The sequence below is a fragment of the Nonomuraea sp. NPDC049028 genome, from assembly GCF_043197735.1.
GTDB lineage: Bacteria > Actinomycetota > Actinomycetes > Streptosporangiales > Streptosporangiaceae > Nonomuraea.
In genome coordinates this window covers 349,687-371,503 of record NZ_JBICTR010000001.1, presented here as the reverse complement: position 1 = coordinate 371,503, position 21,817 = coordinate 349,687, and the positions used below count along the sequence as shown (strand labels likewise).

The following is a 21,817-nucleotide window of genomic DNA, read 5'->3' as shown; positions in this document are numbered from 1 at the left end:
GTGATCATTCGGGTCCTCCTCGCACTCGCCCTCTCCGCGCCGCCCGTCATGGGTCCGGGCGGTGTCGAGAAGAGCGCGTGTCCCGTCGCCATGCCTGACAATACGACCTGCGGTTTCCTGGTCGTCCCTGAGCGAAGGGACACGCCGGGCAAGACCATCAAGGTCGGCTACGCCGTGCACGCCTCGACGGCCAAGGACCGCAAGCCCGACCCGGTCGTCTACATGAGCGGCGGCCCGGCCTCGGCGTCGATGCAGCTCACGGGGTTCTTGAGCCAGATGTTCCCCGACCGTGACGTGGTGGCCGTCGAGCAGCGCGGCAGCAAATACTCCCAGCCGACCCTGGGCTGCCCGGAGACGGCCGAGGCGATGCTGGACCGGCTGCGCGAGCCGTCGGCCGACGTCGGCGCCGCCGCGCTGAAGTGCCGGGAGCGGCTCACGCAGCAGGGCGTGGACCTGCGCGGCTACAACACCAAGGAGATCGCCGCCGACGTCGTCGCGCTGCGCAAGGCGCTCGGCTACCCCACCTGGAACCTGTTCGGGGTCAGCTACTCCACCCGGGTCATGATGGACGTGGCCGCCGCCGACCCGGCGGGTGTGCGCTCGGTGGTGCTCGACTCGTACCTGCCGGAGAAGGTCGGCTGGTACGACGACGCCGACCGCAACTTAACCGACACCGTGGCCAAGCTGGGCCTGCGCGAGCCGTTCGAGGCGATGGTGAAGCGGTTGAACGCCCGCCCGGCCCGGGTGCCGACCACGGATCCGCTGCTCGGCACGGGTTTCACCGCCCGGCTGACCGGCGACGACGTCTCGACGATCATGGCGGAGGCGCTGCACGAGGCCGACGTGCTCGCCGTGGCGCCGACGATGATCGACGCGCTGAGCAAGGGCCACGACGAGCTGCTGCGCCCGCTCGCCGACGCGGTGGGCGACGGGCTGGTCTCCCACGAGTTCGGGCTGTACAACGCGGTGCAGTGCCAGGACGAGGTCCCGTTCAACACATTCGCCACAAAATCCCGACTTTTCACCGTAAATAGTGACAAAGGGGTGTGTGATGCTTGGAAGCTTCCCAAGTCGGCACCCGTCAACGCCACCACGAAGGCCCCGGTGCTCGTGGTGGGCGGCCAGTACGACCCCACGACGCCGACCAGGACCAGCGAGCCCGCCGCCAAGAGCCTGCCCAACGCCCGCTTCGTGGAGTTCGCGGGCACGGGCCACGCGGTGTTCCTGGCCAACGCCTGCGCCCGCCGCCACATCCTGGCCTTCGTGGACACCCCGTCAGGCGGGGCGGCCGCACCCTGCTCGCCCGAGAAGGCGACCGTCTACCCCCGGCTGAACCCCGGCGACGTACACGTGACCGGCGCCCCCTACCAGATCTCGCTGTCGCCCTGGCTGGCCGCCCCGTTGGCGCTGTTCGCGCTGGTGTCGCTGATCCAGCTGGTCGCGGGCGCGCTGAAGGGCCGGGCGCTGGCCGCCTTCGCCGGGCTGGCGGGGACGGCGTTCACGGGGCTGCTCGGCTCGGCGGTGTGGGGCATGCTCAAGGAGAACGAGACCGCGCTGGCCGTCGGCCTGCCCGCCTCGGCCTGGCCGTACACCTGGGTGGCGGTCGGCTCGGCCGTACTGACGCTCGGCGCGCTCGCGCTGCGGCGGGGATGGCCGCAGGCGGTGGCCGCGGTCACGGCGGCCGGATTCCTCGTATGGTGGTTCGCCTGGATCCTGTGAGGCGTATCCGAGAGCTCGACGCGCTCCGCGGCTTCGCGGTGGGCGGCATCATGCTGGTCAACACCTGGCAGCACGCCGTGCACGAGCCCAAGAACGGCATCGACTGGACCATCGACGCGCTGTTCCAGAGCCGGTTCTACCCGATCTTCTCGCTGCTGTTCGGCATCAGCTTCGTCCTGGTCCTGGAGCGGGCCGGGCGGTGGGTGCTGCTGCGCCGGCTGTTCTGGCTGCTGTGCTTCGGGCTGCTCCAGCGGACGTTCTACAGCGGCGAGGTGCTGACGGCCTACGCGGCGTTCGGGGCGCTGGTGCTGCTGCCCGCCTCGTTCCTGGCCGGCGGCCTGCCCATGGTGATCCTCGGGGTAGCCGCGGTCGTGTGGACGGTGTCGGTCGGGGCCGGGCCATATCTCATCCCGGCGCTGTTCCTGCTCGGCATGGCGCTGATGGAGTCGCGCCCGTCCGGGCGGCTGCTGCTGCCGGTCTTCGCGGTCAGCGCGCTGGCCTCCGCCCTGCTCACCGCCGCCTGGACCACCAACCACAACTGGACCGTCTACAGCACGGCCGCGCTCGCCGGGGCCGCCGCCTACTCCACCGGCCTGCTGCTGGTCCTGCGGACCCGGTGGTCGGCACCGCTGTCGGCGGCGCTGGAGCCGCTCGGGCGGATGGCGCTGACCAACTACATCTCCGGCACGCTGGTGATCGCCCTGACGAGCCACCTGCTCAAGACCGATCCCACACGCTGGTGGGTGCTCGTGATCACCGTGGCGACGCTGGCCGTACAGATTCCGTTCAGCGCCTGGTGGCTGGCGAGATTCAGGTACGGCCCGCTCGAGTGGATCTGGCGATGCCTGACCTGGTTTCGACGGGTGCCCAACCGGTTAGAGTCGGGCCGTGACCAGAATCGCCCTCTGCCAGATCCCGGTGTCTCCTGACCCGTCTGCCAACCTCAAGAGGGTCCGCGAAGCGCTCGCCAAGGCCGAAGGCGCCGACCTGGCGATCTTCCCCGAGGCGACGCTGACCCGCTACGGCAGCCGCATCACCGACCTGGCCGAACCGCTCGACGGGCCGTTCGTGTCCGGCGTGGCGCAGGCGGCCCGCGAGCACGGCCTCGCGGTGATCGCCGGCGTGTTCGAGCCGGGCTCCGGCCGGGTGCACAACACCGCCGTGGCCATCGACGCGCACGGCTCCGTCAAGGCCGCCTACCGGAAGATCCACCTGTTCGACTCCTTCGGCGCGAAGGAATCCGAGCTGGTCGCCCCCGGCGCCGAGCCCACGGTGGTGGAGCTCGCGGGGCTCCGCGTCGGGCTGATCACCTGCTACGACCTCCGCTTCCCCGAGCTGGCCAGAGCGCTGGTCGACCAGGGCGCCGAGCTGTTCGCGGTCATCGCCGCGTGGGGCTCGGGCCCGCTCAAGGAGGACCACTGGACCACACTGGTCCGGGCGCGGGCGCTGGAGAACACGACATGGACCGCCGCCGTCGGCCAGGCACCCAATCCGGCCGAGTCGACCGACGGTTTCGGGGTGGGCCGCAGCATGCTGGTCGACCCGCTCGGTGTAGTCCGCGCCGATCTGGGCACCAATCCGGGCATTCAGGTCGTGGAGGTGGACCCGGAGGTGACCGCCGCGGCCAGGACCGCCCTGCCGTGCCTCGAACATCGCGTACTAGGTGTCAAGCGATCTTGACCTGCTCTCCGCTCTAAAGGACGGAGATTCCCGTGCCGCTTATGCGGCAGCTCGTGCCGCTTGCGTGGCGAGTGCTGTGGAACGGGGTGCTTGACGCTTCACCGACCCGGATGGGTCTCCACGCCCTGGGACGGCAAGCCCTGCCGCCCGATATCTGGCCAGCGTGTTCTTCGCTCCGACGATGTCGGCGTGCTCGGTGTGCCCGCAGGAGGTGCAGGAGAAGACCGCTTGGCTCTCGCGGCTCTTCTCATCCACCTTCCCGCAGGCCGGATCCGGGCAGGTCTGGGAGGTGTAGGGGGCCGGGACCTTCGCGACGATGGTCCCGGTGTAGCGGGCCTTGCTCCGCAGGGCGCGCTCCAGGCCGTACCAGCCCTTGTCCAGGATCGCCTTGTTCAGGCCGGACTTCGCGGCGGCCCCGTTGCGGAGGTAGCGGCTCGGCAGCTCCGGATCGGGTTTCGGCTTCACCGCCGCGGTCATGCCGTCGATATTGAGGTTCTCCAGGACCACAACCCCGTACCGGTGGGTGAGCCGGTGGGCGGCTTGGGCGTTGAAGTCGGCCCGCCGGGACCGGACCCGGACCATGATGTCGCCCAGCGCGGCCACGACCTGCTTACGCCGCTTGGAGCCCTTGCGGGTGCGGGCGAGTTGACGCTGCAGTCGCAGGTAGCGCTCCTTCTCACCGGGGTTGAGGTAGCCGAGGTCCTCCTGCCGGTCGTCTTTCCTGGCCGGCGGGGGTTGCATCGAGGAGACGGCGTCGGTTGCGGCGTGGCGGCGGTCGAAGAACTCCCCATCGCTGGTGACGGCGGCGGTGACGACGCCTCGGTCCACGCCGCACTCCCGCTCGGGGCGCGCGTGCGCGGCGGCTTCCTTGATGCCGTCCTCGACCAGGAAGGAGATGAACCAGTGCCTGCCGTCGCGGGAGACGGTCGCCGACTTCACCACCCCGCCCAATGGGCGTGACATCCGGAACTTCACCCACCCGAATTTCGACAGGAACACCCGGGCCCACTTACGGTTGATCCGCTCGACGGGGATGTGTTTCGCGGTGGGGAACCGAAACGACGGCTTCCACCTCGTCCGCGACTTCCAGCGCACCTTCCACGTGCCGTGCCGTCGGCACGCCTGGTCCAGGTCCTTCAGTGTCTGCTGGATGACCTGGGCGGGGGCGTCGGCGAGCCACCCGCAGTACGGGTCCTTCTTCGCCTCGGCCAGCTGCGCGCACTGCTCCTCATAGCTGAGATACGCGCCGCGCCGCCGGTATTCACGGCGTTGTTCGAGGCCGGCGTTCCACACGCTGCGGCAGATCCCGCCCAGCCGCTCGGCGAAGATCTGCTGCCCGAAGTCGAACTCCAGCCGGTACCTGCGACCCGCCAGCACGAGGGAACCCCCTCCTCCGCGCGACACCCACACCTGTCATCGACTCGAACACATTATCATCCGGTCTATGAGCCAGGAAGTGGAATACCGGCGAGGCAGACATGTGGTTTCCGCGATGCACGTCCATCTGGTCTTTGTCACCAAATATCGCAGAAACGTGTTCAACGACGAGATGCTACGACGCTGCCAGGACATCATGATCGAGGTGTGCGACAGCTTCGAGGCCGAACTACGCGAGTTCAACGGCGAACACGACCACGTCCACCTCCTCGTCCACTACCCCCCGAAGATGACGGTCTCCAAACTCGTCAACTCACTGAAAGGCGTCTCATCCCTCTACCTGCGCAAGGAATTCCCCGGCCAGCTCAACCAGGCCATCACGCACGGCCCCTTCTGGTCACCCTCCTACCTCGCCGCCTCCTGCGGCGAAGCCCCACTAACCCTCATCAACGCCTACATCGAACAACAACGCCGCCTCACCTGACCGCTTCCGGGCCCGCGCCACACACCCCCGGGGCCGTCCCGCCTCCGGCGGGCCATCCCCTGACGGGGACCGCATTCAGCCTCGACCCGAAGGACTCCGTCGCCCAATTCGGGGCGCCTTCGTCACATTGATCGTCGTGTGGTCAACGATGTCGTTGCTACGCTCGGGTTCCCTTCGCCGGGCAGCGGAAGGAGTCTGTGATGTCGATGCAGCCGCGTGCCTGGCCGGAGATCCCCGAGATGACCGCACGGGTGGCCCGGGCGGCGTTTCCCAAGGGCACGATGGCGATGCGGATCCGGGATGCGCTGGGCCCGTTGTTCGCCGATGAGGAGTTCGCGGGCATGTTCGGGGTGCGGGGACGTCCCGGTCTGTCGCCGGGCCAGTTGGCGCTGGTGTCGCTCCTGCAATACGCGGAGGACCTGTCCGATCGGCAGGCCGCCGATGCGGTCCGCGGCCGGATCGAGTGGAAGTGCGCCCTCGGGCTGGAGCTCGAGGATCCCGGGTTCGACTTTTCGGTGCTCAGCGGTTTCCGCGCCCGCCTGGTCGAGCATGGCCAGAAGGAGCACGTCTTGGAATTGCTCCTGGAACGCCTGGCTGTACTGGGGTTTCTGCGAAGCGGCGAGCGTCAGCGGACCGAATCCACGCACGTGCTGGCCGGGGTGCGGTCGCTGAACCGGGTCGAGTTCGTTACCGCATCCGCGATCGATCTCATCCGCCTGAACGCCCGGCTCAGCCAACCCCCGCTGGGGACCACACGAACTTCCCACTTCACAGACCTGGAGCTCGCAACATGACCCACCACCGGATAAGGCAACGGAGTCCTTCAGGCCGAGGCTTTCTGCGGACCTTCGGTAAAGTAGAACAGTGAGCAGAACGCAGATGCAGAAGGTCGTCCCGCCGCGTCTGCTCGTGCCATACCTATCGGGTAAACGCACGGTCATCTCCGGCTACGTCTACCGGCTTCAGGACTGCGTCCGGCTGACGACCCCCAGACAGCTCTACTACGGACTCGACCTTTCGTTCGAGGGATCGGAGCTGACGGCCGACGTGCCCGAGCTCTATGTCATGCGCTGGTACGCCCGTGACGCCGACACCTACGCCGTTCCGTACGGACCGCATATGGGCGGTGACTGGAGCGACGCGCCACCGTTCGCCGGAAACGGGTTCACCACCTCGCGCGAGCATGTGGTCCCGCAGTTCCACACCACGCCGATCCCCATCCCCGCAGGGGCGGAGATCGTGCACATCACCCCCGAACAGGAGCGGCCGTTCGCCACCTACGACGGGCTCACCTGGCGGCCCGCCGCATGAGTGACGAGATCACCCCCGTGGCCGCCGGCTTCGTCGCGCGGTTCGCCGAGCGCACGCTGCCCGCCGCGCTCGGCCCCGACAGCGATCAGGTGGTGCTGTTCAGCGAGGAGGAGCTCGACGGGTTCGAGCCCGGCTCCGGCTACTGGCGGCGTACGGTCGGCCGCGCCGAGCTCGACTGGCTGGTGCTGATCCGCACGGTCGGTGCGTTCGGCGGCGAGCCGTGCATCGTGCTCGACGAGGACGACGACGGCCTGCACATCGCCTACACCGGCCACAGCGGCATGAAGGCGGAGGCGCTCGGCTACTGGATGGTCGACCACGGCGCCTACGAGGTCGTGGTGCCCCGTGAGGAGGTCTTCTCGATCCGCGTCGAACGGATTCCCGTCCCCTAGTCAACCGACGCCCGTCTTGGGTGTCTCTGTACTGTGATCGACTCCTCCACCATGGCGCAGCCGTCATTCGCCGAGCTGTTCGCCGCCCACTACCACCCCCTGGTACGGCTGGCGGGCCTGCTCGGCGCCGACGACCCGGAGGACATCGCCCAGGAGGCGTTCTCCCGGCTGCACATCAGACGGCTGCGCGACGACGGGGCGGCCGTCTCGTACCTGCGCACGATTGTCTGCAACCTCACCCGCAACCGCCTGCGCCACCTCAGGCTGGTCCGGCTGCGCCGCCCCGATCCTCCCGAGCATGAGCGCAGCAGCGAGCACGCGGTGATCGTCGCCGAGGAGCACCGCGAACTGCTCGCGGCGCTCGACCGCCTCCCGCGCAGGCAGCGCGAGGCGCTCGTCCTGCGCTACTGGCTCGACCTGTCCGAACGCGAGATCGCCGACGTCATGGGCGTCTCGACGGGTTCGGTCAAGACCCACGCCAGCAGGGCCCTGGCCGCGCTGGGCAAGGCGCTGAAGGAGGAGGACCAGTGAGCGACCTCGAAGCACGCCTGCGGGCGGCACTCGAAGCCCGCGCCCAGACCTACGAGGCCGATCCGAACGCCTGGCTCAAGGTCCAGCGCCGCACTCCCCCGCCGGTGCCGCGCGGGCGGTGGCTGCTCGCCGCCCTGCCCATCGCGCTGCTCGCCATCTTCGTCCCCATCCTGCTCAACGGGGGTCTGGGCCGGAACAGCGCGAGCGACCCCGACGAGGTCTACAAGCAGCTCATGCAGGGCAAGACGGCGGCCGGAGAACAGGTCGTGGTGAACGACCCAGCGCGGGGCAAGCCGCTGCGCCTGTGGTTCGCCCGGGGTCGGCTCGGCTCCCCCGAAGTGTGCTTCGTCGCCGTCCCGGCGGACGGCGATCCGTACGGCTCGTGCCACGACCTGCTCATGGCCAGGATCATGGAACGTAGCGGCATGTACGAGGGCTCCACCCGCGCCGACACCCCGTCCGCCTACGTGGACTACGGCATCGCCGACAACGACGTGGCGAAGGTCACGGCCGTGCTGGCGGACGGCCGGCGCGTCGACGCGACCGTGCACCGGTCCGAGGGCGCCCCGATGGTCATCTGGACCCTGGCGCTGTCGGCCGGGGACAAGGTGTCCACGGTGGAGTTCACCGACGCGCGTGGCAGGCGAGGCTCGGACACCTCGCCCAGGCGCCTCGTCGGCGAGAGCAGCAGGCACACACCGATCGGCCAGCCCATGCGGCTGCCCGGTGAGGTCATGGTGCGCCCCTACGACGACAAGGTCCAGGGCCGCAGTGTGTTCTGGTTCCGCGGGACCAAGGAGCTCGGCTGGGTCAACCTCGACCTGAAGGATCCGATGACGGCCAAGGCACCCATGATCCATTCCGAGGACGGGCTCATCTACACCGCCACGAAGAGGGACACCGTCAAGATCCAGATAGTGCTCGGCTCCGACGCCCCGATCACCATGCAGGGCATCCCCGATCCGTGGAACCTCGACCGCAACCTGTTCACCCTCGCGCACCTGCCACCGGTCGACTGGTCCCTCGGCGGCTGGTGGGCGGGCTACGACGCCGCGGGCAAGCAGCTCTGGCGTGAAGACAGACCACGCAGCACCGCGTCTCCGAAGTCGAACTTCAAACAGACCGGCGAGCCCATCACCGTCCCCGGCACCGACGACTTCAGCAACGGACCGGTACGGCTCTCCTTCGGCAAGTACCCCTACCAGGACGACCTGCAGCTGTGCGGCACCGGCGGCACCGGCGCCGACGGCGGGGAGCAGATCGGTTGCGCCCGGGTGCGGCCCGAACCGCCGTCCGACAGCTTCTCCAGCGGCCGGGTGGAGACCTACCTGCCGCTGCCGGGCAGCGTCCTCGCCTTCGGCGCGGCCGAGGACGACTGGCTGTCGATCGACGCGGTGCTGGAGGACGGACGCCGCCTGCCCGCCACCCTGACGCGCGGCAAGGACCTGCCCGCGCCCGTGTGGTGGGTCAGATACCCGAGCGACGCGAAAGTGCGCGCCTTCGCGTACAAGGTGCGAGGCAAGCAAATCGAACAGGTCGACCTGACGCGGCGCGGCTGGTGCTGGGAGGACAAGAAGCCCCTCGACGCCGGCCATGTCTTCCCCGGCGGGCTCACCGCCCACCTGTACGCCGACACGTGCGTCAAGTGGACGAAGGACGGCAAGGAACAGCCGGGCTCCTTCCAGGCCGTCCCGGGCGGGAAGCTGAGCGACATGATCGCCGCGCCGGAGCTCCCGCTGCAGTGGTCGGGAGGCCGGCAGGAATGGTACGGCTTCACCGTGCCCGGCACGGCCAAGGTCGACGTCACGCTCAAGGGCGGCGGGCGCCTGACCGCGAGCACGGTGCCCGACCCCTGGGACCAGGGCGTGCTGCTGTTCGCCGGGCCGGTGCCCAAGGCGGTCGGCAACCAGGGGCTGTCCTGGCCGGGCATGCGGTTCACCGGCTACGGCGCCGACGGAGGCGTGCTCTGGACGTACGAGCCGAAGGAGCCCTCGCGGTAACGGGCCCCGGGCTAGCCGCCCAGGTTGCGGTAGCGGGCCTGGCGGGCCGCTCGACGGTCCGCCGGGCTGCGCGCCAGCAGCCCGGCGATCTCGTACTCCAGCGCCCGTCCCACCCGCTCGCAGAACGCGCGCGGCTCGTACGCGGCGTCGGGCACCTCCGGGATCACCCGGTCGACGATCCCGTCACGCCGCAGGTCGGTGGCCCGCACCCGCTGCTGCTGAGCGATCTCCGGCGCGAAGTCCACACTGCGGTAGAGGATCGCCGAAGCGCCCTCCGGCGGCAGCGGCGACAGCCACGCGTGCTGCGCGCACAGCACCCGGTCGGCGGGCAGCAGGGCCAGCGCCGCGCCGCCCGCGCCCTCACCGAGCAGCAGGCACACCGTCGGCGCGTCGAGCATGACCAGGTCGGCCAGACAGCGGGCGATCTCCGCGGCCAGCCCGCCCTCCTCGGCCGCCTTCGACAGCGCCGCGCCCGCCGTGTCGATCACGGTGACCAGGGGCAGCCCCAGCTCGGCGGCCAACCGCATACCGCGCCTGGCCATCCGCAGCCCGCCGGGGCCGAGCGGCGAGCTGGGCCGCGCCCGGCGCCGGTCCTGGCCGAGCACGACGGCCGGCGCGCTGCCGAACCGCGCCAGCGCCAGCAGCAGGCCCGGCTCGTTCTCGCCCGCGCCGTTGCCGGTGAGCGGGGTCACGTCGGTGGCGGCCAGCTTGAGCAGCGTGCGCGCGCCGGGACGGTCGTCGCGGCGCGAGCGGGTGATCGCCTCCCACGCCTCCACCGGCCGCAGGTCCTCCTCGGGCGGCTCGCCGGCGACCAGCCCGGTACGTTCGGCGCACAGCACCGACAGCGCCCTGATCGCCACCTCCCGCGCGTCGTCGGCCGACACCACGGCGTCGACCAGCCCGTGCTCGTGCAGGTTCTCCGCCACCTGTACGCCTTCGGGGAACGGATAACCGTGCAACGACTCGAACACCCGCGGCCCCAGGAACCCGATCAGCGCCCCCGGCTCCGCGGCCGTGACATGCCCGAGCGAGCCCCACGACGCGAACACCCCGCCGGTCGTCGGATGCCGCAAATACACCACGAACGGCAGCCCCGCCCCGCGATGCGCCTGCACCGCGGCGGTGATCTTCACCATCTGCACGAACGCGAGCGCGCCCTCCTGCATCCGGGTGCCGCCCGAGGCGGGCGCGGCCAGCAACGGCAGCCGCTCACGGGTGGCCCGCTCTGCCGCGGCGACGACCCGCTCGGCCGCCGCCACCCCGATCGACCCGGCCATGAACGAGAACTCGGAGACCACCACGGCCACCCGCCGCCCGTCGAGCAGGCCCTCGCCGGTGACGACGGACTCGTCGTAGCCGGATTTGGCGCGGGCCGCGGCCAGCTCGTCGGCGTAGGAGGAGCCCGGCGCCACCGGATCGGCGGGCGGCGCGTCCCACGACTTCCACGATCCCGCGTCGAGGACCGTTTCGATCAGTGTGCGCGCGTCCGGACGGCTCACCATGGCTCCCTACTAACCGGCGATGTTGGAATGTTGACGCACCAGAGCGCCCGCCGGTGCCATCGGATTCGCATCACCCCTCGCGCTCTTCCAGCCAGCTGAGCACGGCGTCGCCGTCCTGGCCCAGGGCGGGCGGCGCGGTGTGCGTCACCTCGGTGCCACTCTCTTCGTGGCCACTCTCCTCTGTGTCGTCTTCGAAGCGCAGCGGGGGGCCCGGCAGTTCGATGCGGCCGAGTACGGGATGGTCCACCTCGATCACCAGGCCCTGCGAGCGGGTCTGGTCCCAGGTGTAGACCTCGTCGATCGAGCGGATCGCGCCCGCGGGCACTCCCGCCTCGCCGAGCCTGGCCAGCCAGTGGCCGCGGTCGTGCGCGGCCAGAGCCTTCTCCATGTCGGCGATCAGCTCATCCCGGTGCGCGAATCGCTCCCTGTTCGTCGCATATTTAGCCACATCTGGGTCTATGCCCAGTAGAGCGGCCACCTTCTTCCACTGGCCGTCGTTGGCCGCCGCGATCTGCAGCATCCCGTCGGCGCAATGGAAGGCGCCGTAGGGGGCGATCGAGGCGTGGTGGTTGCCGTTCGCGCCGGGCACCTGGCCGCCCACGGTCCACGCCGTGCCGTGGTAGGAGTGCACACCGGTGACGGCGGCCAGCAGCGACGTACGCACCACCCGGCCCCTGCCGGTCCGCTCGCGCTCGTACAGGGCTCCGGTCACGCCGTACGCGCCGTGGATGCCCGCGAGCAGGTCGGCGATGGACGCGCCCACGCGGTACGGCTCGTCGCGCGAGGGGCCCGTCAGCGACATCAGGCCGGCCTCGCCCTGGGCGATCTGGTCGTAGCCCGGCCGGCCGCCCTCGGGCCCGTCGTGGCCGAAGCCGGTGATCGACAGGATGACCAGGCGTGGGTTGAGCTCGTGCAGCCGCTCGACGGACAAGCCGAGGCGGTCGAGCACGCCGGTACGGAAGTTCTCGATGAGCACGTCGCTCTGGCGTACCAGGCGCTCGACGAGCTGTTTGCCGTCGGCGGACTTCAGGTCGATGGCGATGGACTGCTTGTTGCGGTTCGCCGCCAGGAAATAGGTGGAAATATCGTGATCCGGCCCGACGAAGGGCGGCCCCCAGCCTCGAGACTCGTCTCCTCCGTCCGGATGCTCCACCTTGATCACCCGGGCGCCGAGGTCGCCGAGCATCTGAGCGGCGTGCGGGCCTGCCAAGGCCCTGGACAGATCCAGCACCACGATGTCACCAAGGGGTCCGGGCAAGGTCAGCCTCCAGAATTGCGTTCGTGGCGAAAGAGTAGTCTTTCAGGCTTCGTGTCTCCTTCACCTACCCTGGGAGCCGTGGAATCGCCCGCCCGCCGCATCCAGGCGCTCGATCCGTCGTGCGGGCCGGTCCGGCTGGTCGCCGTCGACGGCCCCGCCGGGTCGGGCAAGACCACGTTCGCCGGCGAACTGGCCGCCGAACTCGGCTGCCAGGTGGTGCACAGCGACGACTTCCCGGTCCCATGGGACGAGGGCCCCGGCGGCTGGTTCGACGCCCTCGACACGCAGGTGCTCCGCCCGCTCCAGCGCGGACTCCCGGGCGCGTTCCGCCGTTATGACTGGGTACGCGGCGAATACACGGACCTGATCACGGTCCCTGCCGCACCGGTCCTGATCATCGAAGGTGTGGGCACGGCCCGCCGATCGGCGGCCCATCTGCTGGCGTTCACCATCTGGGTGGAGGCCCCCGAAGAGGTGCGGCTGCGCCGGGTGATCGAGCGCGACGGGCCGGAGCTGGAACCGCGGTGGCGCGTGTGGTTCGCCACGGAGCAGGCCTGGTTCGACGCCGACGACACGCGGGGCCGGGCCGATCTCATCAAAAGCGGTTGAGGTCGCTATAAGGACCACAGGTGGTCGACGTCATTGAAGGACAGCAGCTCCAGACGGCCGTCCAGCGCCTCCCACGTCGAGACGGACGCGTTGAGCACGGGCGCGAACTCATCCATGGCGGCCAGCTCGGCGTCCGGCGTCTCGGCGATCACATGCCGCAGGGTCAGCACCACCGCGTCGTGCGCGACGATCAGCACCCGCCGCCCAGCGGCCCGCGCGCCCAGGTCACCGACCGCCGCACGCACCCGGACCGCCACGTCACCCACCGACTCACCGCCCGGCGGCCGATAGTCGTAGTCCCCCGCCGCCCGCTGGCGCGCCAGTTCCTCGGGATGGCGCCGCCCGATCTCCGCCTCGTTGTACGGGGCGAGCATCCCCCGCTCCCGATCCCTGAGCCGCTCGTCCGTCGTCACCGGCAAGGTCCGCCACACCTCTGAGGCGCTCGCCCAGGTGTCGAGCGCACGCTGGTAGGGCGAGCACCACACGAACTCGGGCGCCTCCTCCTCCGGCAGCGCCCCCAGCAAGTGCCCGAGCGCCCCGGCCTGCCGCCGGCCCAGGTCCGTCAGGGTCACCTCGTCATCGCCACGCTCGTAGACGAGTGGCGTGTCGCCCGCTCGCCGGTAGGCGGCATTCGCCTCGCTTTCGCCATGTCGTACGGCGAGGATCCGCGACGGTCCCATGTAGTGCATGGTGTCATAGATGCGCCGGGCGCCTTTACAAAGTAGATCTGTCTCTGCGGAGGTGGGCCTGACCTCCGCCGCACCCTCTCCCCCGAACGTGAAACCATTCCCGGCGAAAGGGCAACAACTGGCGTGATAGTGCACAATCCCCGTTACGGAGCGGAACGCTTACCGGTTCCACCAGACCTCTTCGACGACTACTTCGCCGACATCCACCGCTACGTCGCCCGCCGCCTGTCCGAGGACGTGGCCGACGACCTGGCCGCGGAGGTGTTCGCGATCGCCCTGCATGGGGGATACGACCCGTCGATCGGCGCTGTACGGCCCTGGCTGTACGGCATCGCGACCAATCTCGTCGCGCGGCATCGCCGTACCGAGATCAGGCGGTGGAAGGCGATCGCCAAGGCGGCGGAGCGCGATGCCGCGAGCCACGAGGACGAGGTGCTCGACCGGGTGGACGCCGCCCGCTACACCGGGCCGCTGGCGGGGGCGCTGGCCGGGCTGAAGCAGCGCGACCGGGACGTGGTCCTGCTGGTCGCGCTGGGCGGGCTGAGCCATGCCGAGGTGGCGGCCGCCCTGGGAATCCCTTTCGGAACCGTCGCGTCCCGGCTGAACCGGGCGCGCAAACAACTGCGCAGGGCGCTCGGCTCCGTCAACCCGCTGAAGGAGGACTCCGATGGATGAGATGGACCTGCTCGCTCGCGCCCTGCCCGACGCTCGACCGCCGTCGCCCGAAGTCGTGGCGCGCGCCCGCGCCCGCTCGGCCGCCGCCCCGGTCTCTCGGGCCCGGCCTCGCCCGTGGGTCCTGTGGGCGCCACTGGCCACGGCCGCGATCGTGGCCGTGGTCTTCGCGCTGGTGACGAACCTGGCCTCCGCTCCTGCCGTGCTCAAGCCGCCGAAGGTCAACCAGGAGCTGTTCGACCTGGCCGACAGGATCGAGAAGCTCCCGGCGGAGAGCAACACCTACTGGCGCGAGGTGGAGATCGACGGCAACTACCTGTCCACCGGCGGCTACACGCTCGTGGTGAGCGGGCGACGGGAGACCTGGCAGCCGCGCGACCCCGCCGATCTGGCGCTCATGCAGGTGTGGCGGCGGGAAAGCGCCCGCCCGGCCACGACCGCGGACGAGCGCGCCTGGCAGGCGGCGGGAGCTCCCGGCCGGGTCAAGGGCCGCTGCGAGTACGGCGGGCCGTGCCCTTCCGTTCCGATCGCCGATCAGCCGCAGGACTGCAGGTACAGCTCAAAGATTGATCCCACGGGAACGTATCCTGACCGGACGATCAGCGAGTTCACCATGGCCGATCTCGCGGCCATCCCCGCCGATCCCACCAAGCTCATGGAGCGGCTTCACTCCTACCACGAGATCTGGAAGGGCCGCGGCTTCACGGAGCCTTTCGAGAAGTTCCTGCCTACTACCGCGAACCTCCTCCACATGCCGATCAGCCCCGCCACGCGCGCCGCGATCATCCGCGTCCTGGCCGGTCTGCCGACCACCAAGGTCGTCGGCACGGTGACGGACCCCCTGGGCAGAAAGGGCATATCCGTGGACACCGGCGAGGCGGGCGGCTCCCTCGTGTACTCCGACAAACCACGTAAGGAGCTACCGGTCTACCACAGGCTGATCCTCAACCCCGGGACGGGGGAGACACTCTCCTCCATCACCTACGCGGCTCGCACGGCTCTGGGGGCGACAAAGGGTGAGGTCATGAGCTACCACGCTCGCGGTCCCGAGTCGGGCTGGTCCGGCCCACCGGCTTCTCCCCCGAAGGGATGCAAGAAGGGGAAATAGGGGGTGTGAACCCCGGCGGCGGAGGGCGCGCGGCCGGGGTTCAGTGGTCACACCTGGCCGCGCGGCGGCATGGCGGCCAGCACCTTGGCCAGGGCCTCGGCCAGGTGGGCGGCGTGGCGGGGATCGTCCATGAGCATCGACTGCCGGACCCAGACCACCTCCCGAGCCGCCGCCTCGGCGGCCGGGCACGGCTCCACCCGCGCGCCCTCCCTGACGAGCGCCGCCATCGTCCCGAGCGGCGGGTACCCGCCTTCGAGCGGCACCCCCTCGGCGGCCATGGCGGCGAACAGGAACTCCCGGTCCACCGGCTCGTGGAAGCGGAGCATGAGCAGATGGCGGGAGTCCCGGGTGGTACCAGGCGGCCGCGGCACCACACTCACCGAACCCACACCCGCCGACTCACCGCCGTGCGCTACGCACCACTCGGTGCCCAGTTCGTGTTCGGCGGCGGCGCAGAAGGCCTCGCGGCGGGCGATCTCGGTGTCGAGGCGGTCGAGCCAGGGCAGCAGGAGGGCGGCCTGGATCTCGGTGAGCCGGAGGTTCCAGCCGACCGATGGGTGGCCGTACCACTGACCGCCGAGCCGACGGCCGAGGTTGCAGACCGACCAGATCGCCTCATACGCGGCCTCGTCGCGGCAGACGATCAAGCCGCCCTCGCCCGCCGTCATGGCCTTGGTCGCCTGGAAGCTGTACACCCCGGCGTCGCCCAGGCCGCCGACCGGGCGGTCCTTGTAGGTCGCGCCGTGCGCCTGGGCGGTGTCCTCGACCACGACGAGGCCGTGGCGGGCGGCCAGCGCGTTGAGCGGGTCCATGTCGGCGGGGCTGCCGGCCAGGTGGACGGGCATGATGGCGGCCGTTCTGTCCGTCAGCGCCGCTTCGACGGCCTCCGGGGAGAGGTGCAGGTCCACCGGGTTCACGTCGGCGATCACGGGCGTGGCACCGGCCAGGAGCACCGCCGTTGCTGAGGCGACGAACGTGTAGGCGGGCACGATCACCTCGTCGCCCCGCCCCACGCCCAGACCTCTCAGCGCGGCGAACAGGCCCAGAGTCGCGTTCCCGACCGCCACGCCGTACGGCACGCCGGACCTGTGGGCGAACGCGGCGGTCAGGTCCGTGACCGTGGAACCACCCTGGGTGGCGCCCCACTGGCCACTCTCCAGGACCTCGGTGACGAGAGCGCGCTGGGCCGGGTCGAGCGGCGGCGGCCACGCGGGCCAGGGCGCCGAGCGGACCGGCGTACCGCCGTGGAGGGCGAGTGTCACGGGGAACGTCCCTTTCGATGCGACGTCGGGGAAGGCCGGGGAAGGTCGAGGAGGCGGGCGAGGTTCGCGCCCTGGACGAGGGTGCGGTCCGCGTCAGTGAGCGGGGCGAGAGCGATGCGGCCGAAACCGGTGCGCAGGTCGAGGAAGCAGGCGTCAGAGCCGAACACCACCCGCTCGGCCCCGATCATGTCCACGAGCCGGGCGATCCAGCGGCCGGTCATCTTGGAGCCGCAGATCTCCAGGTAGAGGTTCGGGTGGTCGGCCGCCAGACGGGCGGCGCGGGCGAAGCCGTACGCCCAGAGCCCGGTATGCCCCATGAGTAGCGGCACCGCCGGATGGCGGGCGGCGACGGCGGCGAACTGGGCGGGGTCGCTCCACGGCGAATCGGTCTGGCCGTGGGCGAGAACGGGCAGGCTGAGCTCCCACACCGGGTCGTAGAGCGGGTCGTCCAGACGGCACTGGTGTACGTCGGGGTGCAGCTTCACGCCCCAAACGCCCTCCAGGGTCAGGGGCGTGCGGTGGTGCGGGTTGTAGACCTGCCAGACGCCGAACCGGCCGGGGAAGCGCTCGGCGATCTCGACAGCCAGCTGGTTGCCGCGTACGGCGTCCGGGCCGACGGCGAGCAGGTGGCTGATGCCCATCGCGGTGACGCCGATCCGGTCCATCGTGGCCACCAGGCCGTCCGCGGACGGATCGGGGATGAGGAAATCGGGCCAGTCGCCGACGTGACCGTGCGCGTCGAGCACCACATCAGCCCGCCCAGGAAGAGGGCTCACGTCGGCCGGCTCAGGAACGAGGGTCACAGCAGCCCGCTCAGGGAGCCGGCGGCGATCAGGTCGACGGCGGACGGCTCCAGGTCGAGGTGGTCGAGGAGGAAGCGAGGGCCGCAGTCGTCGGCGATCGGCGCGCCCGTACCGAAGACCAGCCGGTCCGCCCCGAACCGGTGGGCGAGCCATTCGACGCCGCCCTGGGTGTTGACGGTGCCGATCTCCAGCCAGAGGCGGCGGGTCTCCGCCATCAGTTCGGCCACCGCGCGCAGGCGGCGGTAGCCGGGGTTGAGCAGGAGGACCCGCTGCTCGGGCAGCCGCTCCAGCAGTGTGCGGAGCTGGGCGGGCGACGTCTCGTCCAGGTCGATCGCGATGGGCAGGGCGATGGCGGCCAGCCAGCGCAGGGCGATCGGGCCGGTGAGGTCGAAGCGGTGGCGTTCGGGGCAGAGCCTGATCATGCGGACGTTCCACCCCAGCACCTCGTGAACCGCGACCGGCGCGGACGCCCCCGTCACGCCGGGCACCACGACGGGCACCGGGATGAACCGGGGGTCGTCCAGCCGCAGGAGGGCCTCGTTGCCCGCCTGCGCGTCCGAGTAGAGGCTGAGCGTGTGGGTCACACAGGCCCGGTCGATGCCCAGCCGGTCCATCTCGGGCCCGGGGTCCGACGGCAGGTCGTCGAACGGTACGGGGCCGATCAGCCGGTGGGCATCGATCACTGATTTCGGCACAGACCGAAATCTAGCCAGCGGTCGCCGGGATGGTCAAGGGCGGGCAGCCGGGGTCGAGCCTGATCCGGGCCAGGTTCCGCCCCACCAGGGCCCAGGCCCGCCAGCTGCCGGGCTCGAAGTGGAGCTGGGGGTTGGTGTACCACTCGTCGCCCAGGCCGGTGGCCAGCAGCTTGGCGTCGGTGCCCAGTTCGTAGGCGTTGCCGCCGCCGAAGAAGGTGGACACGAACACCTTGCCCCGATGCGCGGTCAGCTCTCCGTAGCCGGCGAGCTTGCCCTGGCTGACCACCTTCTTGGTGGCCAGGTCCAGCGCGATCCAGGCTCCCGAGTCGCGCTTGTACACCCCGTACAGCAGCCCGCGGTGCACCTTGATGTCCTGGAACGTACGGAAATTGGCGACGGGATCGACCTGCCAGAGCACCTTGCGCTTCCTCAGGTCGAAGGCCGCCACGGACGCCGAGGTCTTGACCGGCGGAGTGCCCCCGCCGCCGAGCACGTCGCCGCCCAGGTAGACGACGCCGGTGCCCAGCGACAGGCTCATCAGGCTCTGGCCGGGGATGACGTCCACGTACACGTCCATCTTGCCGGTGTCCGGGTCGACCACGGACAGGGCGCCCGACAGCTTGGCGCCGAGCGGCGCGGAGGCCACCAGGAGCTTGTCGGTCAGCGGGTCGTACTCGATGTCCCACGGCCGCTGCTGGTCGTGGCCCAGGTAGCCGAGCCCGCGCACCTGGTCGGTGCGGATGTCGATGGAGAGGATCTGCCCGCTCGGGTACATCGCCGCGTAGATCTTGTTGCCACGCCGCACCAGGTCCTTGGGCTCGCCGGGCAGGCGGAACCTGCGCTTGGCGCCCGTACGCAGGTCGCGGACCTCCATGGAGAAGTGCCCGCCGATGTAGAGGGCGCGGTTGGGCACGAGCAGCATGCTCTGCGGCCGTTCGGCGCCGGCGGGTATTCCGGCCTCGATCAGGTCCACGAACTCCGACTTGCCCGTACGCAGGTCCAGCCACCACATGCCGCCGCTGCCCGAGACGCCGAACAGGGTGTTGTCGTCGAGCAGCTGCAGCCGTCTGGTCTCGTCGCCGAGGGACGGCGGGTCGGCGATCTTCGTGAGCGTGGCGTCGCCCGTCCGGTAGCGGTAGACGGCGCCGTCCGGGCGGGTGGTGGCGTAGACCGTGCCGTCGGCGGCCACCGTGAGCATGTCCAGGCTGCCCTCCGCCAGGGCGGGCTGCCGGAGGTCGGTACCGTCCTTGCGCACGTCGATGAGGGTCCCGCCGCTGGCCGCGAGCACGCGGTCGCCGTGCTCGGCGACGGCGCCGAAGCCGGTGGGGCCGGTGGCGAGCCGCGTGACCGTGCCGGTGGCCCGGTCGATCGACATGAGCTGGGCCTTGTCGAGCAGGCCCGCGTAGACGTGGTCGGCGTCCGCGGCGATGGCCCTGACGTAACGCTCGCCGGGCGCCAGTACGCCGAAGTTCCGGACCGCGCCGGTGCTGGGAACGTACTCCCAGACCTTGCCGTCCGGGTACGTCCCCGCGTAGAGGGTGCCGTCGGGCGCCGCGGTCAGGCTCCAGACGAAACCGCCGTTCTTCCCGAACGAGTACAGGTGCTTCACCTCACCCGTCGCCGGGTCGAAGCTGTAGAGGTCGGGGACCGGGTACGTGCCGACATAGATCTTGCCGCCGGACACGGCGGTGGCCCAGCCACCCTCCGCCTCGCCCGCCGCCGGGCCGTCGGGGAGCGTGACGCTCCTGACGACCTTGCGGGTGGCCAGGTCGATCTCCGCCAGTACGGGCGGCTTGGGGCCGCGTTCGACGACGTAGGCGTGTCCTTCGTGGACGACGGCGCCGACGATCGCACCGGTGACCGACGCCGGTCCGAACGTCTCCACCGCCGGGCTCTCACAATTGGCGACGGCAGCGGCTTCGGCGGTGGGGGCTGTGAGGAGGGCGGGTAACAGGCCGGCCACGACGACCATGAGTGAGCGGAGCATGTGGGCCTCGCGTTCATTTCTGAGCAATTATGGCCCTGACCGTAATCTTCTGCGCGCCGTTCGTCAATGGCATGATTGGCCGCATGGCGATTAGGGACAAGGCCGGTATGGCGTTCGACGCTTGGGGGCTGATCGGTGGGCTGGAGGTGGCCCTGGACGTCGACGTGCTCGTGGGCGCCTACCCGGACCGCGACGGGCCGCCCGGGACGCCGGCCACCGTACGGGCGATGCTGGCGGCGCACCGGATCCGGGCGGGGGCGGTGGCGAGCCTGCGCGCGGCACTCTTCGACGTACGCTCGGGCAACGACGCGACCCTCGCGCTGGCCGCGCCCGATGATCTGACGGCGCCCGGCGCGGCGGCGTCCGGCGGAGGTTCGTCTGCGGCGTTCGTGCCGGTCGGGGTGGTGGATCTGCGGGATCCCGTGGGTGCGGGGCGGGAGATGGACCGTCTCGCGGCGGCGGGTGTCCGGGCGGTCCGGCTGTTTCCGGACGAGCAGGGCGTGGAGGCCGGATTTCCGTCGGTCCGGCATGTCGCCCGGCGGGCGGCGCGGCTGGACATGACGGTCCTGACCGGTGGCGACGTACGCAGGTTCTGGCAGCCGTTCGCCGGACTGGAGGCCAGGGTGGTCTTCCTCGACACGCACTTCTACCATCTGGGCGACTTCCTGGTGGCCGCCGCCGACGAGCCCGGCTTCCACACCTCCACCCGCCTGCTCAACTCCCCCGACGCGCTGGAGACGGTCGCCGCGGAACTCGGCGCCGACCGGCTGCTGTACGGCTCCCGGACCCCCCACTACGAACCCATTGTCCCGCTGCTCAGGCTGGCGACCAGCGGCCTGAAACCCGACGAGGTGGCCGCCGTGGCGGGCGGCAACGCCAGGAGGCTACTCGGATGATCATCGATGTCCACGCCCACTGGGGCCCCTGGTTCTTCACCATGGACGTGGCGGGGGCGACCCTCGCCACCATGGACCGCTACGGCATCGACCGGGCCATCGTGTCGTCGACCGAGGCGGTCATCTACGACGCCCCGGCGGGCAACCGCGCCCTGGCCGCCGCCCTCAACGACCAGGGCAACGGCGGGGTGGGCGGGCGCGGAGACAGCCCGGACGGCGGGGTCGAAGGCGGCCGACATCGGTTGTACGGCTATGTCACCATTAATCCCCGCAGGCTCCAGGAGGCGGTCCGGGACTTGGCCGAGTACCTGCCTACCGGCCGGTTCGTCGGTGTCAAGATCCACACCGACTACACGGGCTCGCCCGCCACCTCGCCCCAGTTGCGCGACGCCCTCGAACTGGTCGCCTCGGCGGGCTGCCCGGCGCTGGTCCACACCTGGGGTCCCTCGGTGCTCGACCTGGCCCAGGTCTGCCTCGACACGCCGGGGCTCCGGGTGATCGCCGGGCACATGGGCGCCGACGGGTTCAGGTACGCGATCGAGGCGGCCGGCGCCTGCGACCGCCTCTACCTGGAGCCCTGCTGGTCCCACGCCCCGGCGGGCCGCATCGCCGAGGTGGCGGCGAACGTGGACGCGCGGCAACTGCTGTTCGGCACCGACGCGACGCTCATCGACCCGTCATCGGCCTTCGGCTCGGTCGCCGCGGCGAACCTCACCGGCGAGACGGCCGAGCGGATCGCGTGGCGCAACGCGGCGGAACTGTTCGGCCTGGAGACGGCCCTCTAGCAGCGGCCCGGGGGATCCGGGGCGGTCGGGAGGGGTCCGACCGAGGCGGTCGGGAGG

At 70.6% G+C, this 21,817-nt stretch carries 22 protein-coding genes; 14 read left to right on the top strand and 8 right to left on the bottom strand.

Annotated features, from left to right (window positions below; all coding sequences use genetic code 11):
• Genes ACGFJ2_RS01705 through ACGFJ2_RS01695 form a run of 3 tightly spaced genes read left to right on the top strand, consistent with a single transcriptional unit; the run spans position 1 to position 3,399 of the window.
• Positions 1-1,719 carry an alpha/beta fold hydrolase gene (locus ACGFJ2_RS01705; protein ID WP_393463590.1) on the top strand — a complete coding sequence of 573 codons (1,719 nt, stop codon included), beginning with the start codon at positions 1-3 and terminating at the stop codon, positions 1,717-1,719.
• Complete coding sequence (locus tag ACGFJ2_RS01700) at positions 1,716-2,648, top strand: DUF418 domain-containing protein (RefSeq protein WP_393463588.1); 933 nt, start codon at positions 1,716-1,718, stop codon at positions 2,646-2,648. Before ACGFJ2_RS01705 ends, ACGFJ2_RS01700 begins: the two co-directional genes overlap by 4 nt.
• Positions 2,608-3,399: a carbon-nitrogen hydrolase family protein gene (locus tag ACGFJ2_RS01695; RefSeq protein ID WP_393463586.1), complete on the top strand. Its 792-nt coding sequence runs from the start codon at positions 2,608-2,610 to the stop codon at positions 3,397-3,399. The genes ACGFJ2_RS01700 and ACGFJ2_RS01695 overlap by 41 nt, the downstream gene beginning before the upstream one ends.
• 39 nt (positions 3,400-3,438) lie before the next feature.
• On the opposite strand, the gene ACGFJ2_RS01690 is transcribed toward ACGFJ2_RS01695, so the two are convergent.
• Positions 3,439-4,776 (bottom strand): RNA-guided endonuclease InsQ/TnpB family protein, encoded by a 1,338-nt coding sequence (locus ACGFJ2_RS01690; protein WP_393463584.1) that lies wholly within the window; start codon positions 4,774-4,776, stop codon positions 3,439-3,441.
• A 67-nt stretch (positions 4,777-4,843) separates the two neighbouring features.
• On the opposite strand from ACGFJ2_RS01690, the gene tnpA reads away from it, so the two are divergent.
• From tnpA to ACGFJ2_RS01660, 6 genes are all read left to right on the top strand, one after another.
• Positions 4,844-5,260, top strand: a complete 417-nt coding sequence (gene tnpA / locus ACGFJ2_RS01685; RefSeq protein WP_393463582.1) for an IS200/IS605 family transposase — start codon at positions 4,844-4,846, stop codon at positions 5,258-5,260.
• A 200-nt stretch (positions 5,261-5,460) separates the two neighbouring features.
• Positions 5,461-6,054: a transposase gene (locus ACGFJ2_RS01680; RefSeq protein ID WP_393463580.1), complete on the top strand. Its 594-nt coding sequence runs from the start codon at positions 5,461-5,463 to the stop codon at positions 6,052-6,054.
• Between the two features lie 70 nt (positions 6,055-6,124).
• The gene (locus ACGFJ2_RS01675; protein ID WP_357941268.1) at positions 6,125-6,571 is read left to right on the top strand and encodes a hypothetical protein; all 447 of its coding nucleotides are present in this window, start codon (positions 6,125-6,127) and stop codon (positions 6,569-6,571) included.
• Positions 6,568-6,963, top strand: coding sequence for a hypothetical protein (locus ACGFJ2_RS01670; RefSeq protein WP_357941266.1), 396 nt, complete (start codon positions 6,568-6,570; stop codon positions 6,961-6,963). The genes ACGFJ2_RS01675 and ACGFJ2_RS01670 overlap by 4 nt, the downstream gene beginning before the upstream one ends.
• 51 nt (positions 6,964-7,014) lie before the next feature.
• Positions 7,015-7,494, top strand: a complete 480-nt coding sequence (locus ACGFJ2_RS01665) for a SigE family RNA polymerase sigma factor (RefSeq protein WP_357941264.1) — start codon at positions 7,015-7,017, stop codon at positions 7,492-7,494.
• The gene (locus ACGFJ2_RS01660; protein WP_393463577.1) at positions 7,491-9,494 is read left to right on the top strand and encodes a hypothetical protein; all 2,004 of its coding nucleotides are present in this window, start codon (positions 7,491-7,493) and stop codon (positions 9,492-9,494) included. The genes ACGFJ2_RS01665 and ACGFJ2_RS01660 overlap by 4 nt, the downstream gene beginning before the upstream one ends.
• 11 nt (positions 9,495-9,505) lie before the next feature.
• Here the strand turns inward: ACGFJ2_RS01660 and ACGFJ2_RS01655 are convergent, their stop codons facing one another.
• Positions 9,506-10,996 (bottom strand): carboxyl transferase domain-containing protein, encoded by a 1,491-nt coding sequence (locus tag ACGFJ2_RS01655; RefSeq protein WP_357941260.1) that lies wholly within the window; start codon positions 10,994-10,996, stop codon positions 9,506-9,508.
• A gap of 70 nt (positions 10,997-11,066) precedes the next feature.
• A complete protein-coding gene (locus ACGFJ2_RS01650) occupies positions 11,067-12,254 on the bottom strand; it encodes a CaiB/BaiF CoA transferase family protein (protein WP_393463575.1) in 1,188 nt (395 codons plus the stop codon).
• A gap of 78 nt (positions 12,255-12,332) precedes the next feature.
• On the opposite strand from ACGFJ2_RS01650, the gene ACGFJ2_RS01645 reads away from it, so the two are divergent.
• The gene (locus ACGFJ2_RS01645) at positions 12,333-12,863 is read left to right on the top strand and encodes an AAA family ATPase (RefSeq protein WP_357941256.1); all 531 of its coding nucleotides are present in this window, start codon (positions 12,333-12,335) and stop codon (positions 12,861-12,863) included.
• A 5-nt stretch (positions 12,864-12,868) separates the two neighbouring features.
• On the opposite strand, the gene ACGFJ2_RS01640 is transcribed toward ACGFJ2_RS01645, so the two are convergent.
• Positions 12,869-13,543 (bottom strand): histidine phosphatase family protein, encoded by a 675-nt coding sequence (locus tag ACGFJ2_RS01640; RefSeq protein ID WP_393463573.1) that lies wholly within the window; start codon positions 13,541-13,543, stop codon positions 12,869-12,871.
• 138 nt (positions 13,544-13,681) lie between these two features.
• Between ACGFJ2_RS01640 and ACGFJ2_RS01635 the strand changes: the two genes are divergently transcribed.
• Both ACGFJ2_RS01635 and ACGFJ2_RS01630 read left to right on the top strand, forming a co-directional pair.
• A complete protein-coding gene (locus ACGFJ2_RS01635) occupies positions 13,682-14,227 on the top strand; it encodes an RNA polymerase sigma factor (RefSeq protein ID WP_393463571.1) in 546 nt (181 codons plus the stop codon).
• Positions 14,220-15,332 (top strand): CU044_5270 family protein, encoded by a 1,113-nt coding sequence (locus ACGFJ2_RS01630; protein WP_393463569.1) that lies wholly within the window; start codon positions 14,220-14,222, stop codon positions 15,330-15,332. The genes ACGFJ2_RS01635 and ACGFJ2_RS01630 overlap by 8 nt, the downstream gene beginning before the upstream one ends.
• A gap of 47 nt (positions 15,333-15,379) precedes the next feature.
• Here ACGFJ2_RS01630 and ACGFJ2_RS01625 read toward each other — a convergent pair whose 3' ends face one another.
• Genes ACGFJ2_RS01625 through ACGFJ2_RS01610 form a run of 4 tightly spaced genes read right to left on the bottom strand, consistent with a single transcriptional unit; the run spans position 15,380 to position 20,079 of the window.
• Positions 15,380-16,594: a DegT/DnrJ/EryC1/StrS family aminotransferase gene (locus tag ACGFJ2_RS01625; RefSeq protein WP_393463567.1), complete on the bottom strand. Its 1,215-nt coding sequence runs from the start codon at positions 16,592-16,594 to the stop codon at positions 15,380-15,382.
• A complete protein-coding gene (locus ACGFJ2_RS01620; protein WP_393463565.1) occupies positions 16,591-17,370 on the bottom strand; it encodes an amidohydrolase family protein in 780 nt (259 codons plus the stop codon). The genes ACGFJ2_RS01625 and ACGFJ2_RS01620 overlap by 4 nt, the downstream gene beginning before the upstream one ends.
• Positions 17,371-17,393: 23 nt before the next feature.
• The gene (locus ACGFJ2_RS01615) at positions 17,394-18,092 is read right to left on the bottom strand and encodes an amidohydrolase family protein (protein ID WP_393463563.1); all 699 of its coding nucleotides are present in this window, start codon (positions 18,090-18,092) and stop codon (positions 17,394-17,396) included.
• Between the two features lie 10 nt (positions 18,093-18,102).
• Positions 18,103-20,079, bottom strand: coding sequence for a hypothetical protein (locus tag ACGFJ2_RS01610; protein ID WP_393463561.1), 1,977 nt, complete (start codon positions 20,077-20,079; stop codon positions 18,103-18,105).
• An 83-nt stretch (positions 20,080-20,162) separates the two neighbouring features.
• On the opposite strand from ACGFJ2_RS01610, the gene ACGFJ2_RS01605 reads away from it, so the two are divergent.
• Together ACGFJ2_RS01605 and ACGFJ2_RS01600 are read left to right on the top strand one after the other, a co-directional pair.
• On the top strand, positions 20,163-20,975 hold the full coding sequence (locus ACGFJ2_RS01605) for an amidohydrolase family protein (RefSeq protein ID WP_393463559.1): 813 nt from the start codon (positions 20,163-20,165) through the stop codon (positions 20,973-20,975).
• Positions 20,972-21,760, top strand: a complete 789-nt coding sequence (locus ACGFJ2_RS01600) for an amidohydrolase family protein (RefSeq protein ID WP_393463557.1) — start codon at positions 20,972-20,974, stop codon at positions 21,758-21,760. The genes ACGFJ2_RS01605 and ACGFJ2_RS01600 overlap by 4 nt, the downstream gene beginning before the upstream one ends.
• Positions 21,761-21,817: the final 57 nt, after the last annotated feature.

What these genes read in the sequence shown, in the direction of transcription:
- ACGFJ2_RS01630 (WP_393463569.1), top strand. Translation starts at nt 14,220, where the DNA reads ATGGATGAGATGGACCTGCTCGCTCGCGCCCTGCCCGACGCTCGACCG.
- ACGFJ2_RS01655 (WP_357941260.1), bottom strand. Translation starts at nt 10,996, where the DNA reads ATGGTGAGCCGTCCGGACGCGCGCACACTGATCGAAACGGTCCTCGAC.
- ACGFJ2_RS01665 (WP_357941264.1), top strand. Translation starts at nt 7,015, where the DNA reads ATGGCGCAGCCGTCATTCGCCGAGCTGTTCGCCGCCCACTACCACCCC.
- tnpA (WP_393463582.1), top strand. Translation starts at nt 4,844, where the DNA reads ATGAGCCAGGAAGTGGAATACCGGCGAGGCAGACATGTGGTTTCCGCG.
- ACGFJ2_RS01670 (WP_357941266.1), top strand. Translation starts at nt 6,568, where the DNA reads ATGAGTGACGAGATCACCCCCGTGGCCGCCGGCTTCGTCGCGCGGTTC.
- ACGFJ2_RS01600 (WP_393463557.1), top strand. Translation starts at nt 20,972, where the DNA reads ATGATCATCGATGTCCACGCCCACTGGGGCCCCTGGTTCTTCACCATG.
- ACGFJ2_RS01680 (WP_393463580.1), top strand. Translation starts at nt 5,461, where the DNA reads ATGTCGATGCAGCCGCGTGCCTGGCCGGAGATCCCCGAGATGACCGCA.
- ACGFJ2_RS01610 (WP_393463561.1), bottom strand. Translation starts at nt 20,079, where the DNA reads ATGCTCCGCTCACTCATGGTCGTCGTGGCCGGCCTGTTACCCGCCCTC.
- ACGFJ2_RS01640 (WP_393463573.1), bottom strand. Translation starts at nt 13,543, where the DNA reads ATGGGACCGTCGCGGATCCTCGCCGTACGACATGGCGAAAGCGAGGCG.
- ACGFJ2_RS01605 (WP_393463559.1), top strand. Translation starts at nt 20,163, where the DNA reads ATGGCGATTAGGGACAAGGCCGGTATGGCGTTCGACGCTTGGGGGCTG.